This window comes from Kitasatospora sp. NPDC087271, assembly GCF_044744605.1.
Taxonomy (GTDB): Bacteria; Actinomycetota; Actinomycetes; order Streptomycetales; family Streptomycetaceae; genus Kitasatospora.
Genome location: NZ_JBIUYQ010000018.1, coordinates 102,806 through 119,068, shown reverse-complemented (window position 1 = coordinate 119,068; position 16,263 = coordinate 102,806). Strand labels below are relative to the sequence as shown.

16 protein-coding genes are annotated in these 16,263 nt (G+C 75.5%); 9 read left to right on the top strand and 7 right to left on the bottom strand.

The annotated features are described in order from the left end of the window. Positions 1 to 48: 48 nt before the first annotated feature. The 7 genes from ACIO9K_RS27110 (at position 49) to ACIO9K_RS27080 (ending at position 6,420) form a co-directional block, all read left to right on the top strand. Positions 49 to 882, top strand: a complete 834-nt coding sequence (locus ACIO9K_RS27110; protein WP_400333814.1) for a helix-turn-helix transcriptional regulator — start codon at positions 49 to 51, stop codon at positions 880 to 882. A gap of 192 nt (positions 883 to 1,074) precedes the next feature. Further along, positions 1,075 to 1,263, top strand: coding sequence for a DUF1508 domain-containing protein (locus ACIO9K_RS27105; RefSeq protein WP_063350276.1), 189 nt, complete (start codon positions 1,075 to 1,077; stop codon positions 1,261 to 1,263). Between the two features lie 108 nt (positions 1,264 to 1,371). Further along, positions 1,372 to 2,589 (top strand): glycosyltransferase family 4 protein, encoded by a 1,218-nt coding sequence (locus ACIO9K_RS27100; protein WP_400333810.1) that lies wholly within the window; start codon positions 1,372 to 1,374, stop codon positions 2,587 to 2,589. Beyond that, positions 2,586 to 3,782, top strand: coding sequence for a glycosyltransferase (locus ACIO9K_RS27095; RefSeq protein WP_400333807.1), 1,197 nt, complete (start codon positions 2,586 to 2,588; stop codon positions 3,780 to 3,782). The genes ACIO9K_RS27100 and ACIO9K_RS27095 overlap by 4 nt, the downstream gene beginning before the upstream one ends. After that, positions 3,757 to 4,638, top strand: a complete 882-nt coding sequence (locus tag ACIO9K_RS27090) for an SGNH/GDSL hydrolase family protein (protein ID WP_400333804.1) — start codon at positions 3,757 to 3,759, stop codon at positions 4,636 to 4,638. Before ACIO9K_RS27095 ends, ACIO9K_RS27090 begins: the two co-directional genes overlap by 26 nt. Before the next feature lie 108 nt (positions 4,639 to 4,746). Then, positions 4,747 to 5,874, top strand: a complete 1,128-nt coding sequence (locus tag ACIO9K_RS27085; RefSeq protein WP_400333801.1) for an NUDIX domain-containing protein — start codon at positions 4,747 to 4,749, stop codon at positions 5,872 to 5,874. A 129-nt stretch (positions 5,875 to 6,003) separates the two neighbouring features. Continuing rightward, a complete protein-coding gene (locus ACIO9K_RS27080; RefSeq protein WP_363620949.1) occupies positions 6,004 to 6,420 on the top strand; it encodes a DUF6188 family protein in 417 nt (138 codons plus the stop codon). An 87-nt stretch (positions 6,421 to 6,507) separates the two neighbouring features. Here ACIO9K_RS27080 and ACIO9K_RS27075 read toward each other — a convergent pair whose 3' ends face one another. The 5 genes from ACIO9K_RS27075 to ACIO9K_RS27055 form a co-directional block, all read right to left on the bottom strand. Then, positions 6,508 to 6,882 (bottom strand): hypothetical protein, encoded by a 375-nt coding sequence (locus ACIO9K_RS27075; RefSeq protein WP_063350272.1) that lies wholly within the window; start codon positions 6,880 to 6,882, stop codon positions 6,508 to 6,510. A gap of 93 nt (positions 6,883 to 6,975) precedes the next feature. Beyond that, a complete protein-coding gene (locus ACIO9K_RS27070; RefSeq protein ID WP_350879110.1) occupies positions 6,976 to 7,371 on the bottom strand; it encodes a roadblock/LC7 domain-containing protein in 396 nt (131 codons plus the stop codon). 82 nt (positions 7,372 to 7,453) lie between these two features. Continuing rightward, a complete protein-coding gene (locus tag ACIO9K_RS27065) occupies positions 7,454 to 8,506 on the bottom strand; it encodes a hypothetical protein (protein WP_400333796.1) in 1,053 nt (350 codons plus the stop codon). Between the two features lie 88 nt (positions 8,507 to 8,594). Beyond that, positions 8,595 to 8,978 carry a hypothetical protein gene (locus ACIO9K_RS27060; protein ID WP_063350270.1) on the bottom strand — a complete coding sequence of 128 codons (384 nt, stop codon included), beginning with the start codon at positions 8,976 to 8,978 and terminating at the stop codon, positions 8,595 to 8,597. A gap of 667 nt (positions 8,979 to 9,645) precedes the next feature. After that, positions 9,646 to 10,254: a TetR/AcrR family transcriptional regulator C-terminal domain-containing protein gene (locus tag ACIO9K_RS27055; protein ID WP_363585199.1), complete on the bottom strand. Its 609-nt coding sequence runs from the start codon at positions 10,252 to 10,254 to the stop codon at positions 9,646 to 9,648. Positions 10,255 to 10,513: 259 nt separating this feature from the next. Between ACIO9K_RS27055 and ACIO9K_RS27050 the strand changes: the two genes are divergently transcribed. Together ACIO9K_RS27050 and ACIO9K_RS27045 are read left to right on the top strand one after the other, a co-directional pair. Beyond that, positions 10,514 to 12,124, top strand: a complete 1,611-nt coding sequence (locus ACIO9K_RS27050; RefSeq protein ID WP_363620946.1) for an amidohydrolase — start codon at positions 10,514 to 10,516, stop codon at positions 12,122 to 12,124. Positions 12,125 to 12,255: 131 nt separating this feature from the next. Further along, positions 12,256 to 13,818 (top strand): APC family permease, encoded by a 1,563-nt coding sequence (locus tag ACIO9K_RS27045; RefSeq protein WP_400333791.1) that lies wholly within the window; start codon positions 12,256 to 12,258, stop codon positions 13,816 to 13,818. A 77-nt stretch (positions 13,819 to 13,895) separates the two neighbouring features. Here ACIO9K_RS27045 and ACIO9K_RS27040 read toward each other — a convergent pair whose 3' ends face one another. Beyond that, complete coding sequence (locus ACIO9K_RS27040; protein WP_400333788.1) at positions 13,896 to 14,903, bottom strand: LLM class flavin-dependent oxidoreductase; 1,008 nt, start codon at positions 14,901 to 14,903, stop codon at positions 13,896 to 13,898. Between the two features lie 71 nt (positions 14,904 to 14,974). Then, positions 14,975 to 16,174 (bottom strand): peptidoglycan-binding protein, encoded by a 1,200-nt coding sequence (locus tag ACIO9K_RS27035; protein ID WP_400333785.1) that lies wholly within the window; start codon positions 16,172 to 16,174, stop codon positions 14,975 to 14,977. Between the last annotated feature and the right edge of the window lie 89 nt (positions 16,175 to 16,263).

Here is a 16,263-nt window from a genome sequence, read left to right as displayed (position 1 = left end):
TGCGGTGCACCCAGGCAAGGCACCGCCGGCGCGGCCTAGGGTGAGGGCGTGACCGACAACCACCTGGGAGAGTTCCTGCGCGCACGCCGTGCGGCCCTGCTGCCGCAGGACGCCGGCGTGGCGAGCCACGGGGTACGCAGGGTCGCCGGACTGCGCCGGGAGGAGGTCGCCGTCCTGGCCGGGGTGAACGCGGACTACTACACCCGCCTGGAACAGGGGCGAGAACGCCACCCATCGGCCCAGGTCCTCGACGCGCTCGGCCGCGCCCTGCGGCTTGACTCGGATGGGCACGCGCACCTGCACCAGTTGGCGGGGACGATACCGAGCAGCCGGTTCGCCCACACCACGGACCGGGTCGGCCCCGCCCTGCGCCAGTTGCTGGACGGCTACCCGGCCACCCCGGCGTTCGTCATCAACCGGACTTTGGACGTCCTGGCGGCCAATGCCCTGGCCGAGGCCCTGCACTCACCCTTCGAGCGGATGGACAACCTCGCCCGGATGGCCTTCCTCGACCCGGCGGGCCGGCAGTTCTACGAACGGTGGGGCCACACGGCCCAGGCCGTCGTGGGCCACCTGCGGCAGGCGGCCGGGCTCGCCCCGGACAGCCCCCGGCTGCGGGAGCTCGTCCGCACCCTCACCGGTCACAGCACGGACTTCACCCGTCTGTGGAACGCCCACGCGGTGCGCGGCAAGACCCAGGAGGCCAAGCACCTCCTCCACCCGGACGTCGGCCCACTGACCCTCACCTACCAGGCCTTCGACGTGCGCGATGCTCCCGGCCAGCAGCTGATCGTCTACCAGGCGGGGCCCGGCGGTTCCAGCGCGCAGGCCCTCAGCCTGCTTGGGTCCCTGCGCGCCACCTTGAACCGGGGCGCCGGGTAAACGGTGAGGACGGTCAGCTGCGTTGAGCGCGCAGTGATCAACTCGCCTGATGACCACGGCGCCACACTTCGCTCTCCGTGACTCCGTAACTCGAATGGTCGCCACCAGACTGGGTCAACTAGCGAGCATCACAGAGGATTTGGCCCTACGGTGCGGTGCCAGGGGGCCATCGAGCGAAAGGCTGTCACTGGCATGGCCGGGAAATTCGAGCTGTACAAGGACGAGAGCGGGATGCACCGCTTCCGGCTCAAGGCGAGCAACGGGACGGTCATCGTCACCGGGGACCCGCACGAGAGCAAGGACGAGTGCCTCAGGAGCATCGAGTCGCTCCGCAAGCTCGCGCCGTACGCGGAGCTCAAGGAGGCGGCCGGGTCGCACTGAGGCGGCGCGGTGCGGGAGCGGGTCGGCGATGCAAATCGCCGACCCGCGTTCGCTTCTACGACAGATCCCTTTGGCCGGGTGCACGCCGGGCGCGGACAGAACACCGGCATGCGCGTCGTCATCGTCACCGAATCCTTTCCGCCCGAGGTCAACGGAGTCGCCCACAGCGTGCTGCGGACGGCCGAGCATCTGGTCCGCCGGGGCCACCAGCCACTCGTCGTCACCCCCGCACCCGCGCGGGGCGCCGCGTGCCCGCCGCACACCTTCGGCGGCTCCGAAGCGGTGGAGCTGCCGGTGGTGCGCATTCCGTCGGTGCCGCTGCCCGGGTACCCGCAGGTGCGGATCGCGCTGCCGAGCCGGCAGCTGGCGGCCGCCGTCGCCGGGCACCGGCCGGACATCGTGCACCTGGCCAGCCCGTTCGTGCTCGGCGCGCGCGGGGTGCAGGTCGCGGCCCGCCTCGGCGTCCCCGCCGTGGCCGTCTACCAGACCGACCTCGCCGGGTACGCGCACGCCTACCGGGCCGGGCGGGGCCTCGGGGAGGCGGCCGCCTGGCGGCGGATCCGGGCCGTGCACCGGGCCGCGGCCCGGACGCTGGCGCCGTCCACGCCCGCCGCCCAGGACCTCACCGCGCACGGAGTACCCAGGGTGCAGCTGTGGCCGCGCGGGGTGGACTCGGTGCGGTTCCACCCCCGGCACCGGGACGAGGCGCTGCACCGGGCGCTCGCCCCGGGCGGGGAGGTGCTGGTCGGGTACGTCGGGCGGCTGGCGCCCGAGAAGCGGGTCGACCTGCTGGCCGCCGCGTCGGCCCTGCCCGGGGTGCGGGTGGTGGTGATCGGGGACGGGCCGTCCGGGCCCGGGCTGCGGGCCTCGATGCCCGGCGCGGTGTTCCTCGGCCGCCGGACCGGCGAGGAACTGGCCCGCTGTTTCGCGACCCTGGACGTGTTCGTGCACACCGGCCCGCTGGAGACCTTCTGCCAGACCATCCAGGAGGCGATGGCGAGCGGCGTGCCGGTGATCGGCCCGGCCGCCGGCGGCCCGCTGGACCTGGTCGCGCACCACCGGACGGGCCTGCTGGTGCCGCCCCGGGACGGCGCCGCGGTGGCCCGGGCGGTGGCGGAACTGGCCGCCGACCCCGGGCGGAGGGCCGTGTACGGGCGCGCGGGACGGGCCGAGGTGACCGCGCGGACCTGGGAGGCGGTCGGAGACCTGCTGCTGCGGCACTACGCGGAGGTCCTCGCCGAGCACCGCGGCACACCGGTGGCTCCCCCTTCCGCTCCCCCGGCGGTCGTCGAGCCGGTCGCCGTCGTGGAGGAGCTGCTGGCATGACGGACACCGCCGACCGCGAGCCGCTGACCATCGTGCGGCTCGCGAACTTCGTCACCCCGGTCTCCGGGGGCCTGCGCACCGCGCTGCGCCACCTCGGTGCCGGCTATCTGGCCGCCGGGCACCGGCCGGTGCTGATCGTGCCCGGGGAGCGGCGCAGCGAGGAGGAGGGCGAGCAGGGCCTGGTGGTCACCCTGCCCGGGCCGGTGCTGCCGGCCAGCGGCGGCTACCGGATGCTCACCGACCGGCGGGCGGTGGCCGCCGAACTGACCCGGCTGAAACCCGACCGGCTGGAGGTGTCCGACCGCACCACGTTGCGCTGGACCGGTAGTTGGGCCCGGCGGCACGGCGTCCGCTCGGTGATGGTGTCGCACGAGAGCGCCGTCGGGGTGCTGCGCACCTGGGGGCTGCCCCGCCCGCTCGCCGACGCGGCCGCCGACCGGCTCAACACGGCGACGGCCCGTACGTACGACGCGGTGCTCTGCACCACCGACTGGGCGGCGGCGGAGTTCCGGCGGATCGGCGCGCCCAACCTGGCCCGGGCCCCGCTCGGCGTGGACCTGGACGCGATGCGCCCGCTGCCGCAGGCCGCGCGGGCCCGGGAGCGGGCACGGTACTGCGGGCCGGACGACGTACTCCTGGTGCTCTGCTCCCGGCTCTCGGCCGAGAAGCGGCCCGAGCGGGCGGTCGAGGCGCTGGACGCACTGCGGGCCCGGGGGCTGCCGGCCGTCCTGGTGGTGGCCGGGACCGGACCGCTGCGGGACCGGCTGGCGGCCCGGGCGGAGCGGCTGCGGCTGCCGGTGCGCCTCCTCGGGCACCTGGGCCGGCGGGAGGAACTGGCCCGGCTGCTGGGCTGCGCGGACGTGGTGCTCGCGCCCGGGCCGGTGGAGACCTTCGGGCTCGCCGCGCTGGAGGCGCTGGCCTGCGGGACGCCGGTGGCGGTCAGCCGCTCCTCCGCGCTGCCCGGGCTGATCGGCCTGGCCGGGGTGGCCGCCGCCGACACCGGCGCCGGATTCGCCGCGGCGGTACGGGAGTTGCTGGCGCGCCCGGAGCAGGCACGGCGGGCCGGCGCCCGGGCCCGTGCCGAGCGGTACGGCTGGCCGGCCGCGGTGGCCGCGTTCCTCGCGGCCCACGGCGTGCGGAACCCCGGTGCGGTGGAGGAGGGTTGGGATGAGCGTGCTCGGCACCGGGCGTGACCGGTCCGCGGACGGCCGGCCGGCCACCGGCGGGCCGGTGCGGTTCGTCGCGCTCGGGGACTCGCTGACCGAAGGGGTCGGGGACCCGGTCGGTGAGGGATGGCGCGGCTGGGCCGCCGTCCTGGCCCGGTCGCTGGCACCCGAGGGCGGCGTCGAGTTCACCAACCTGGCGTGCAGCGGCGCCCTGACCACCGATCTGACGAATCGTCAACTCCCTTCCGCGTTGGCGCTACGGCCGCGGTTCGCGGCCGTGGTGGTCGGCGGCAACGACACCCTGCGGGCGGGCTTCGACATCCGGCGCACCACCCTGGAACTGGACGCCACCCTGGGCGAACTCTCCAGCAACGGCGCCGTCCTGCTGACCGCCTGCCTGCCCGACCCGGGCACCCTGCTCCGCCTGCCCGCGCCGCTGGCCCGACCGCTGGCGCGGCGGATGCAGGCCGTCAACACCGTCGTGCACGCCCTCGCCGCCCGGCACCGGGCGGTGCACCTGCACATCGCCGAGCTGCCCTGGTGCGCGCAGCGCCGGCTGCTCAGTGTCGACCGGCTGCACCCCAGCGCCGAGGGCCACCACCTGATCGCCCGCGGGTTCCACGAGCTGCTCGCCGCCGCCGGCCACCCCCTCGGCCCGCCGCCCGTCGACACCCCCGCCGAGGCCCCACCCGGCCGGGCCGCCGACCTGTGGTGGATGGCCACCCAGGGCACCCGCTGGGTGGCCGCCCGCAGCACCGACCTGCTGCCCGGACTGCTCGCCCTGGCGGCGGCCGAAGGCCTCGCCCGGCTGCGCGGGTCCAACGGGCGGCACGACGAGCAGATGGCCCGCGCGGCGGCGCAGGCCCTCGCGTCACTGGGGTGAGGCGGCGAGGGCCCGGCTAGGACGGCTCGTGGGGGGAACCATGAAAGGGGTCCGCCGAGTCGTCGGGGGGACACGGCCTTCGAACCGGGCCTGACGGAGGGAGCAGCGGTGGACGCGTCATCCGGGAGCGGGCGGGAGTTGCTGGCGGCGGCGGGGGTGCTGTTCCCGGACGGGCGGGGGCGGGTGCTGGTGGTGCGGTTGCCGTACGACCGGAAGCATCCGGTGGCGATCCCGGGCGGCGGGTGGGAGCCGCAGGACCGGTCCCCACGGGAGACCGCGCTGCGCGAGGTGGTGGAGGAACTCGGGTTCACGCCCCGGCTGGGGCCGCTGGCCTGCGTCGACTGGACGCTCGACCACTTCCGGCCGCCGATCGCCGCGTACCTGTACTGGGCGCAGCCGCTCAGCGCCGAACAGGCCGCGGCGATCCGGCCGGACGCGGCGGAGGTCGGCGGCTGGACCTGGCTGACCCCGGACCAGGCGGGCCACGCGCTGCCGCCCCTGCTGTCCCGCCGGGTCACGGCCTGCCTGCGGGCGCCGCGGTCGGCCGGTCCGCTGGAGCTGGAGGACAGCAGGCCCGTGGGGCACACCCTCGACCACCTGCCGGCGGACGAACCGCCGCCCGCGTACACCGGGTTGGCCGGGGTGACCGCCCTGGGCCCCGCCCCCGGCGGGCCGGCGGCGGGGCCCGGGTACGAGCCGCCGATGGACCGGGCCACCTACTTCGCCACCCGCCCGCGGATCCGGGCCAAGGCACGGGCCCTGTTCACCGACGACGCCGGGCGGGTCCTGCTGGTCCGGCTGCGGCCGTGGGACGGGCCGCGCGGCCGGGTGCCGCGCTGGACGCTGCCGGGCGGCGGGATCGAGGCGGACCGGGAACTGCCCCGGGCGGCCGTCCGGCGCGAGATCCGCGAGGAACTCGGCTGGGAGGTCGAACCGGGGCGGCTGCTGGCGCTGGACTGGCAGCCCGGGTCGGCCGCCGACCCGGAGGCCGACCCGGCGACCGGGCGGGACACCGCCGTGCTGGTGTCCGTGTTCGACGGGGGCACCGTGACGGAGCGGATGCTCGGTTCGATCGCGCTGCCGGAGGAGGAGCTGGTGGAGTGGCGGCTCTGCGGCCCCGCCGAGGCGCGGGCGCTGCTGACCGGCCCGTCCTGGGCCCGGACGGCCGCCGCGCTGGCCGCGCGGGAGCGGGCGGGCGGGCCGGCCGAGCTGGTGCGCGGACGCGCCGTCGGGTAGCGGCGGGCGGGCGGGCGAGCTCAGGAGGGTTCAGGAGGGTTCAGGAGGGCGAGTCGGGGGGACCGGCTGGTCGGACGGGGCTGTCGGGCAGGGCGGACAGGGCCGGGTCGGGTGGGTCACACTGGGCCCATGCAGAACGGGATCACGCAGCACGGGATCACGGAGGCGCTGGCCGGCCGGCGAGTGGCGTCGGTCAGCGGCGGCGACCGGCTGGACCTCACCCTCGACGGGCCGGTGACCGTCCGGGTGGCGCACGAGTTCCGCCTCGCCGCGCCCTCCTTCACCGCCCCGGCGGAGGTCGAACACTACTTTCCGGCGCTGACCATCCGCCCGACCGGCACCCTGCTCGCGCTCGTCGGCCGGACCGTCGACACCGCCGAGATCACCCTCGCCGGCGGCCTGGAGCTGGCCTTCGCGGAGGGCGGCGCGCTGTCCGTCCCGCCGCACGCGCAGCTCGCGCCGTGGAGCGTGGAGACCGCGGAGGGGGCGATGTGCGCGGGGCTGCCGGGCGGCGAGGTCCGGTGGACGGCGCCCGGCGCGGCCTGAGCCGACGCCGGGCCGACGCGTCGTCCGGTCGGACTCTCCGGCCTGTCCGCCTGTCCGCCTGTCCGCCTGTCCGAGCTGTCCGGCCTGTCAGACCTCCAGGTCGGCCTCGATCCTGGTGAGCTGGTGGCGGGCCATCGCCAGGTTGGCCCGCGCCTTGTCCAGCGCCAGGTAGAGGAAGAGGCCCTTGCCGGTGCGGCCGGCGAGCGGCCGGATCAGGTGGTACTGGCTGCTGAGGGTGATCAGGATGTCCTCGATCCCGTCCTGCAGGCCGAGCATGTCCATGGTGCGCATCTTGGCGCGGACCACGTCCGTGTTCCCTGCCGCGGCCACGTTGAGGTCCAGCCCGCCGGGGCCGTCGAGGGTGGCGAGCGCCATGCCGCTGTTGTAGTCCACGAGTGCCGCGCCGATGGCGCCCTCGATGCTGGTCATGGCCTGCTTGAGCGCGCCGGCTGCGTCGGTCATCTGGGTAACTCCCTTTCGGTGGTGGGGTGCTGGGGTGCTGGGGTGCTGGGGTGGAAGGTGCGGTCGGGCCGGGGTCCTGACCTGTCAGACCGGTCAGGCCGGGTCGCGGGGGTCCTTGGGCAGGAGGCTGTCGCTGAGCAGCCCGGCGATCCGCTGGGCCGAGCGGCGGGCCTCCAGGTGCAGCCGGCCGACGTTGACGTCCGGGTGCGCCAGCAGGGCCAGCACGCAACTGCCCCCGGCCGCGTAGGTGGCGACGTAGCCGTGCTCGCCGCGCACCAGCGACTCGCGGAACTCGCCCTGGCCGGTGGTGTCGGCGAGCCGCTGGGCCAGCGACAGCGAGGCCGCCGTCATCGCGGCCAGGCCGGAGGGTTCCGCCCCGTGGGTGTCGTGCGCGACCAACAGGCCGTCCACGCTGGCCACCAGGCCACCCGCAAGGTGCGGGACGCGCTGCTTGACGGCGCGGAGCTCGGCGAGCAGTTCGGTCTCCAAGGCGATCAGTTGTCTCCTTCCGACACGCTGCTTGAGCGCCCGCCTCATGGCCGGGACGGCGGGGTCGCGGGTGGAGAGTGGTTCAAAGTCGGGCCTCCAGAAGGGTTCGGACCCGGGTCAGCAGCGCGATGTCCGGGTCGGGGACGGCCAGCGGGTGGGCCGTGGCCGTGGTGGGCGGGTGATCGGAGTGGGTGGGGGCCACGGGGCCGGACGGCGTGGCGCCGGTGAGGGTGGCACCGGGGACCCGGCGGTGCAGGCCTCCCGGCGGGCGGGCGGGGGCCGGCGCGTCCGGGGCCGGCGCCTCGGCTTCCGCGACGGGCGCCGCGGGCCTCGGCGCCCCAGGTGCCACGGGCGTCGCGGGTACCACGGATGTCGCGGGTGCCACGGATGTCGCAGCGCTCGGTGCCACCGCCGGCGCGGCCGCCGGTGCGGCGTGCCGCGGAGCGGCGAGCAGCCCGGCGGCGGCCAGGCGGCGGACGTCCGCCGTGACGCCGAAGCCGGACCGGCCGAGCAGGCGCGCGAGGTCCGCCGGGGTTCTTCGGCCGTCGGCGTGGTCCAGCAGTTCGCGTCGGCGACGGCCGGGCGGGCGGTTCGACGACCGTGGGACCGGCACCACCGGGCGGACCGGCGCGGTGTCGAGCTGCGGCCAGGGCCAGATCCGTTCCAGCAGCCGGCCCCGGCGCTCGACCTCGCGGCGCAGCCGGCCGGGGTCGACCGTGGCCACCGGGCCCAGCCAGTGCCGGGCGTCGGGCTCGAACCGCCAGACGCCGCCGGTCCGGTCGGCGAGGACGAAGAACGCGGCGTCGAAGAGCGTGCCCAGGTGGCCGAGTTCGAGCTCGCCCCGGGTGAGCAGCCGCCGTTCGACCAGGGCCTCACCGACCCGGGCGCGCGGGCCGTGGAGCCGGAGCAGCTCCGCCCACTGCCCGGGGGTGATCCGGCCGCAGCCGGTGAGCAGTTCGGCCAGGCCGGGCGCGCGCGGGGAGTCGGCGTGGGCCACCTGGCCGTCGACGAGGTGCAGGCTGCCGAGCGGGCCGCACAGGGCGCCGGTGGCGCGGCGGGCGGCGAGCAGGCCGAGGGCCTCGCCGGGGGTCTGCGGCGGTGCGGGCGGGCGGACGGCGGCGGGCGCGGCGGTCATCCGGGCCACCGGCCGGTGGAGCGCGGGCGGCGGGGGCGGCCCGTCCGGCGTGCTGGCCGAAACCCGATGGCCGCGGTGAGCGTCCCGTTCACCCCAGCACCAGTTCCTCGGCGAGCGCCTGGAGGCGGTAGCGGGCGGCGGCGAGGTTGCCCTGGGCACGGTCGAGCCAGAGGTGGAGGACGAGGCGGCTGTCGAAGACGGTGTCGATGAAGCAGATGAGGTGGTAGCTGCGGCCGGCGGTGACGATGACGTCCTGCAACGGCGACCGCCGGTCCTCCGCCCCGGTGAAGGTCTGGCTCTCAACGGCCGCCCGTACCAAGTCGGTTGTCTCGGCGGCCGCGGTCTCGTGGTCGCCGGTCGGGCACTCGCCGAGGCTGCCGAGCGCGAGTCCGCTGCTCCAGTCGACCAGGCTCGCGGAGCGTGCCCCGGAGATCGACATCGCTCCGGCGAGGCATTCGTCGATACCCGGCACACCGGCTCCTTCGAGGGGGTCTGGGCAGCCGGGCGCAGCACGGCACGGCCGGGCCGCCACCAGCAGTGGCGGGCTCGACACGGAAGGCTACTGCCGGATTCCATATGACGAACATTCCAATGGCATATTCACATCAGTAGCCTCCACTTCCGGCCAAGGTATGACGAGGCGTCAGCCTCCGCCGCCGGGCGAACCCGCTGGCCCGGGGACGGTCGAGGCCCGCAGTCCACCGCCACCCGCCGACCACCTGGCAGGGGAGCTTGGCCGAGAACCGGCCGCACGGCAGGGTTTCGACCGCCGTCATGCGGTAGAAGGACCGGGCGAGCAGGTCTACACCACCGGGTCGCCGCCCGACTGCCGCCGGGGCCCTCGGGCATGACGAAGGAGCCCCGGGCATGACGAAGGGGCCCGTTCCGCTGGACGGAACGAGCCCCTTCGGGTGGAGCGCCAGGCCCGGGTCGCACGGACTCTTCCTACTGAAAGTAGGACGTGCTCTGGTAGCACCGCTGACGCCTGTTCGGGAGGTTGTTTCCCTCCCGACGAGAAGAACATTAGCAGGTCATCACGCCTGCTCAGAAACCGGAGGGAGGAACGGGACCGGACCCGGCGGAACCGCGGCGACCCGACCCCGGCGCGGCGCCCCCGACAGCCCCGGCACGGAGGGCGGTCAGGGCAGCAGCGCCCGGTAACCCGCGATCAGGGCGGTGAGGCCCAGCTCGAAGGCCCGGTCGGCACGTTCGCGGCCGGCGGGGACGGCATCGAGGGCGTCGGCCAGGCGCGGGGTGGCGTCACGGTCGACGGCGTCGACCATGACGTCCGGGGCGACCAGGTCGAGGGCGGAGCCGAGGATGAAGCTCTCCAGGGCGGTGATCACGCCCATCACATCCCGTGCGGCGAAGCCCGCGCCCTCCAGGGTGGCGACGGCGCGCTCGTACAGCGCGTGCATGAACGGTTCGGCGAGCGGGGCGGTGGCGAGCAGGCGGACGATGCCGGGGTGTTCGGCGAAGGCGTCCCGGTAGGCGTGCGCCCAGGTGCGCAGCGCCGCGTCCCAGGGCTGGTCCCACATGGACTGCTCGCCGATGGTGCGGACGAGTTCGGCGCGCATCAGGGCGACGATCTCGGCCCGGCCGGCGACGTGGTGGTAGAGCGCGGAGGGGCTGACCTTGAGGGCGCCGGCGAGGCCGGGGATGGTGAGGTCGCCCGCCTCGTCGACCAACCGCAGCGCGGTGTCGACGATGCGCTGCCGGTCCAGCAGGGGTGTGCGCGGCCTGGCCATGCCGGTTCCTCGTCTTTCGGGGAGTCCTTCGGGGCCCCTCGGGGAGTCCCTCAGGAAGCCTTCCGAAGGATCTCCGGGAGGGCGGGGGCCGGAGAGCCCTCCGGAGAACCCCCAAGATCATCGTTACCCAAGCGTTACTGAATGGCTTTCAATAAAACTCTTCCGCACCCGCCGGTGCCGCGCCTACGGTAACCGAACCCCATTCGGTTTAGGCAGGTCGCCCTCGTCACCTGCCACGACCCGGAGAGGACGCTCCCCCATGCGTGCCGACACGATCTTCACCGGCGGCCGGATCCACACCGGAGACCCCGCCCACCCCGCCACCCACGCCCTCGCCGTCACCGCCGGGCGGATCACCGCCCTCGGCGACGCGGCGCTCGCCCTGCGCGACGACCGCACCGAGACCGTCGACCTGGCCGGCGGCGCCCTGCTGCCCTCCTTCGGCGACGGCCACCTCCACCCGCTGCTCGGCGCCATCGGGCTGCGCGGCGTGCCGGTGCGCGACTGCACCAGCCTGGAGGAGGTCGTCGAGGCCGTCCGCACCTGGGCCGCCCGGCACCCCGAGGCCGAGTGGATCACCGGGGACGCCGTCAATCCGTGGCTCGCCGAGGGCGGCCTGTTCGACGCCCGGCTGCTCGACGCCGCCGTCCCCGACCGGCCCGTCCTGCTGCGCACCATGGACCACCACACCGGCTGGGCCAACAGCGAGGCGCTGCGCCGCGCCGGGTACGGGCCGGACACGCCCGACCCCGTGGGCGGCGAGATCGTCCGCCGCCCGGACGGCTCCCCGCTCGGCACCCTGCGCGAGTTCGGCGCCCTCAACCCCGTCCTCGCGCTCGTCCCGCCGCCCCCGCTCGCCGAACAGGTCGCCGCCCTGCGCGAGACCACCGCCGCACTCGCCGCCGCCGGGCTCACCTGGCTCCAGGACGCCTGGATCGAGCCCGCGCAGGTCGACACCTGGCTCGCCGCCGTCGCCGAGCACGATCTGCCCGTCCGGGCCGGGCTCGCCCTGCTGCTCGAACCGGACGGCTGGCGCGCACGGCTCCCCGCCCTGGCCGCCGACCGGGAGCGGGTCGAGGCCGGCGGGCGCGGCCGGCTCACCGCCCGGGCGGTCAAGTTCTTCGCCGACGGCGTCGTCGAGTCCGGGACGGCCGCCCTGCTGGCGCCCTACAGCGACTGCCCGCACTCCCACGGCGTCGCCAACTGGACCGGCGCCGAACTGGCCGACGCCGTCACCGCCGTCGACGCGCTCGGCTTCCAGCCGCACATCCACGCGATCGGCGACCACGGCGTCCGGATCGCCCTGGACGCCGTCGAGGCCGCCACCCGCCGCAACGGCCTGCGCGCCCGCCGCCCGGTGATCGCCCACGTCCAGCTGGTCGACCCGGCCGACCTGCCCCGCTTCGCCGAACTCGGCGTGATCGCCAACTTCGAACCGCTGTGGGCCCAGACCGACCCGCTGATGACCGAACTCACCCTCCCCCGGCTCGGCCCCGAGCGCGGCGCCCGGCAGTACCAGATCGCCGCGCTGCTGCGCGGTGGCGCCCGGGTCTCCTTCGGCAGCGACTGGCCGGTCACCCGTTACGAGCCGCTGGCCGGTCTCGCCACCGCCGTCACCCGGCAGACCCCGGACGGCCTGCCGGCCGGCGGCTGGCTGCCCGAGGAGCGGATCGGTCTCACCGAGGCCCTCGCCGCGTACTCGGCGGGTGTCGCGCACCAGGCCTTCGAGGAGGCGGAGTGGGGCGTGCTGCGGCCCGGGATGCGGGCCGACCTGGTGCACCTGGCGGCCGACCCCTACGCGGTGCCGGCCGACGAGCTGGCCGCCGTCCCGGTGGCCGGGACCTGGCTCGGCGGCCGACGCACGCACTGACCCCCAGGGCGGGCCCCCGTACCCCGCCCGCCGGAACGCCCCCCACGGCGTCCGCGCCCCGTCGACCGCCCGCACCCGATCCGCGGCCGGCCGCTCTACCCTCGTCCGTACGACCCCAGGAGAGCTCCCCCATGACCCTGCCCTCCGAAGCGGCCTCCCCGACCGCACCCGGCTCCCCCCGCACCGGCCCCGGCACCGGCCGCGCCGGGCCCGACACCGGGCCCGACAGCACCGGGCCCGGCACCGCGGCCGCCGGCTCCACCGGCCCCGCCCGCCTGGAAGGCGGCGTGCTCGGCACCGGCGACATCGTCTTCTTCGTCGTGGCCGCCGCCGCACCGCTGACCGTGATGGCCGGCGTGGCACCGTTCGCGATCGCCTTCGGCGGCATCGGCACGCCCGTCGCCTACCTGGCCACCGGTGTCATCCTGGCCCTCTTCGCGGTCGGCTTCACCACCATGACCGCGCACATCCGCAACGCCGGCGCGTTCTACGCCTACGTCACCCGCGGCCTCGGCCGCCCCGCCGGGCTCGGCGCCGCACTGCTCGCGGTGCTCTCGTACAACGCCATCCAGATCGGCATGTACGGCGCCTTCGGCTTCTTCGCCCACACCACCGCCGCCGACCTGCTCGGCCTGGACCTGCCCTGGCCGGTCTGGGCGCTGCTCGGCGTCGCGGTGGTCTGGCTCCTCGGCTACCGCTCGATAGACCTCGGTGCGAAGGTGCTCGGCGCGCTGCTGATCGCCGAGACCGGCATCCTGCTCGTGCTCGCCGTGGCGGTGCTGGTGCGCGGCGGCGCGCACGGGCTCGACCTGTCCTCGTTCGCCCCGCACAACGTGTTCTCCGGGGGCATGGGCGGGGTGCTCGGGCTCTCCTTCGCCGCGTTCATCGGCTTCGAGGCCACCGCCATCTACCGCGAGGAGGCCCGCGAGCCACGGCGGACGGTGCCGCGCGCCACCTACGCGGCGATCGCCTTCCTCGGCCTCTTCTACACCTTCATCACCTGGATGATCGTGCAGGCCTTCGGCGCCACCGAGGCCGTCGCGACCGCCACCGCCGACCCGGCCGGGATGTTCTTCACCGCGATGACCGACTACGTCGGCGCCTGGGCCACCGACCTCCAGCGGGTGCTGATCGTGACCAGCCTGCTCGCCGCGCTGCTCGCCTTCCACAACACCATCACCCGCTACGGCTACGCCCTCGCCACCGAGCAGGCCGCCCCGGCCGCGCTCGGCCGGGTCCACCCGCGCCACGGCTCCCCGTGGATCGGCGGCATCGCGCAGTCGGTGCTGGCGGCGGTGGCCGTCGTGGTGGCGGCGCTGATCGGGGCCGACCCGTACAACCAGTTCTTCCTCTGGGTGAACTCACCCGGCGTGGTCGGCATCCTGGTGTTGCAGGCGCTCGCCGGGCTGTCCGTGTACGCCTTCTTCCGCCGCAATCGCGAGGCGGCCGCGAGCGCCGGGGCGTTCCGGACGGTCGTGGCGCCGGTCGCCGCCACCGTGCTGCTGTGCGGGGCGACGGCGCTGGTGGTGTGGCGGCTGGACCTGTTCACCAATGCCGGGCCGGAGGTCAACTGGCCGCTGGTGGCGATCGTGCCGGTGGTGTTCCTGACGGGCGTCGCCATCGCGCTGCGGCTGCGGGCGCGGCGGCCCGAGGTGTACGCCCGGCTCGGGACGTCGGAGGTCGACGCGGGCTGAGCTCGGAGGTCGACGCGGGCTGAGCGGGACGGCGGCGACGCAGGCCTGACCCACCCGCCCCGGCCCGGCCGGCGGCCTCAGGCCTGGCCGACCGCCTCGGCGAGCAGCCGGTAGGAGTCGAGGAGGGCGGCGCGGTCGTAGGTGCTGGTGGTGACCAGGAACTCGTCCGCGCCGCTGCGCGCCACCAGGGCGGCGAGTTCGGCGACGGCCCGCTCCGGGGTGTCCGCGATGTGGCCCTTCAGCGACTGCTCGTAGGCGGCCTGCTCGCGCGGGCTCATCGGCCGGGCCAGGATCTCGGCGGCGGGCGCCAGCGGCGGGAACTCGCCGTGGGTGCGGGAGTACGCGCCGGACCACGCCTCCGGAACGAGCAGTTCCCGCGCCCGGTCGGCGCTCCCGGCGACCGCGACCGTGCCCGAGACCACCACGTACGGCTCGGCGGCCTGCGCCGAGGGGCGGAACCGGCTGCGGTAGCGGTCGATCGCCGCGAGCATCCGTTCCTCTCCCCGGACGGCGGCGATGACCAGCGGCAGCCCGGCGTCGGCCGCCAGGTCGGCGCCCGAGCCGGTGGCCAGGACGAAGGCCGGCACCCGCAGGCCCTCGGCCGGGCGGGCGTGGACGCCGGGGTGGGCCTGCTGCGAGCCGTCGAAGTAGCCGAGCAGTTCGGCCAGCTGGGCGCCGAAGTCGTCCGCGGAGTCCTTCTCCCGGCCCAGCGCCCGCCGCACGCCGTCGGTGAACCCGACCGAGCGGCCGAGCCCCATGTCGATCCGGCCGGGGAAGAGCGAGGCGAGCACCCCGAACTGCTCGGCCACCACCATGGGCTGGTGGTTGGGCAGCATCACCCCGCCCGTGCCGACCCGGATCCGGGTGGTGGCCGCCGCCACCGCCGCGGCGAGCACCGTCGGCGCCGATCCCGCCACCCCGGGCACGCCGTGGTGCTCGGAGACCCAGAAGCGGTGGTACCCGAGCCGCTCGGCCTCGCGGGCGAAGGCCACCGTGTCCCGCAACGCCTGCGCCGGCTCCTCGCCCCGTCTGGTCCGGGAGCGGTCGAGGACGGAGAGCCTGGTCATGGGCGCAGCGCTGGTCACGCGGTGGACAACGCCCGCCGCCGAGCCGGGCATTCCCCCCTCCGCCGTGCCCCGGTACGGACGGGCCCCGGTCAGTCCGTCACGGAGAAGCCCTGCGCCGCGCCCAGCCGGTGCAGCGAGTCCTGCCCCGGGATCCCGTCCGCGGCGGCGTCGGCGTACCCGCACCGGCGCTGCCACCCGGCGTAGGCGGTGACCGTCAGGCTGCCGAACGAGCCGTCCACCCAGCGCTGTTCGAGCAGCCCCTCGTCCGCCAGGGCCTGCTCGACGATCGCCACCTCGGCGCCGTACGTCCGGTGCCCCTGTTCGGCCCCGGGGTCGGTGCGGGCCGCCGCCACGACGTGCGCGAGCGACACCGTCCGGGGACCGGGCAGGTAGCCGAGCAGCCGCCGCAGCGAGCTCTCCCCCGGCACGCCGTCCGCCGCCTGGCCGGAGTAGCCCAGACTCCGCTGGTAGTCCGCGTAGTTCTCGGTGTCCGCGTCGCTCCAGTTCGGCCCGGGGCCGGAGCGGTAGTGGGCGCCGAAGCCCTGGGCGACGAGCCCCCGGCCGACCACGGTGACCTGGTAGCCCTGGGCGCCGTAGCCGTACGGGAGGCCGTTGATGGTGGTCTGGTACCGGGCCGGGGTCGGGTCCGCCGGAGGCACCGGGGGGTGCTGCGAGGGCGAGGGGATCGGGGTGCCTGGGCCGGCCGTGAAGTCGGGCCAGGAGCCGGGGTCGGTGTGGTCGTTGAACGGGACGTGGGCGTGTGCGTACCAGCCGCCGCTGGCCTCCCACACCTGCTCGTCGCGGTGGCTGGTGAAGTCGACCGGCCGGCCCATCGGCCACACGTCGGGCACGCCCCAGGAGGCGATCCAGGCGTGGATCCGGTCCCAGCCCGCGCACGGGGTGTCGACCAGCCGCGGGTACACGGTGCCCTGGTAGGTGCAGTAGGGGAAGAACACCGCCTCGATCTGGATCACCACGCGCCCGGCCCGGTTGGTGCGGGTCGGGCTCGTCGTCGGGCTGAGCAGGCTCTTCGAGCGGGAGTCGGCCGGGAACAGCTGGGCGATCCGGCCGCTGAACGGGTCCCAGACCAGGTGCGGCGCGTCACCGGCGCCGCTGCCGGTGAAGTAGTTCACCAGGTCCTCGTAGGTGCACCAGTCCTGCGGCGCGGCGGCGGTCGCGTTGCGGTCCCAGGTGATGTGGGCGATGGCTCTCGGGGGGTACTGCTGGTCGGTCGGCGCGTGGTCGCCGAGGTCGTGGATCTCGGCACCGGGCAGCCACAGGTCGGACATGCGGTCTCCTCCAGGCGGCGAACGGACGTCGTTGCGGGTATCGGCAGGTTCGCCCTCCGGATTGACCCCAACGGCGCAATGCACGGCAA

Excerpts from the sequence above, each read along its gene's own strand:
- ACIO9K_RS27045 (WP_400333791.1), top strand. The coding sequence starts at position 12,256 with ATGACCCTGCCCTCCGAAGCGGCCTCCCCGACCGCACCCGGCTCCCCC.
- ACIO9K_RS27065 (WP_400333796.1), bottom strand. The coding sequence starts at position 8,506 with ATGACCGCCGCGCCCGCCGCCGTCCGCCCGCCCGCACCGCCGCAGACC.
- ACIO9K_RS27080 (WP_363620949.1), top strand. The coding sequence starts at position 6,004 with ATGCAGAACGGGATCACGCAGCACGGGATCACGGAGGCGCTGGCCGGC.
- ACIO9K_RS27100 (WP_400333810.1), top strand. The coding sequence starts at position 1,372 with ATGCGCGTCGTCATCGTCACCGAATCCTTTCCGCCCGAGGTCAACGGA.
- ACIO9K_RS27095 (WP_400333807.1), top strand. The coding sequence starts at position 2,586 with ATGACGGACACCGCCGACCGCGAGCCGCTGACCATCGTGCGGCTCGCG.
- ACIO9K_RS27105 (WP_063350276.1), top strand. The coding sequence starts at position 1,075 with ATGGCCGGGAAATTCGAGCTGTACAAGGACGAGAGCGGGATGCACCGC.
- ACIO9K_RS27090 (WP_400333804.1), top strand. The coding sequence starts at position 3,757 with ATGAGCGTGCTCGGCACCGGGCGTGACCGGTCCGCGGACGGCCGGCCG.
- ACIO9K_RS27050 (WP_363620946.1), top strand. The coding sequence starts at position 10,514 with ATGCGTGCCGACACGATCTTCACCGGCGGCCGGATCCACACCGGAGAC.
- ACIO9K_RS27055 (WP_363585199.1), bottom strand. The coding sequence starts at position 10,254 with ATGGCCAGGCCGCGCACACCCCTGCTGGACCGGCAGCGCATCGTCGAC.
- ACIO9K_RS27035 (WP_400333785.1), bottom strand. The coding sequence starts at position 16,174 with ATGTCCGACCTGTGGCTGCCCGGTGCCGAGATCCACGACCTCGGCGAC.
- ACIO9K_RS27075 (WP_063350272.1), bottom strand. The coding sequence starts at position 6,882 with ATGACCGACGCAGCCGGCGCGCTCAAGCAGGCCATGACCAGCATCGAG.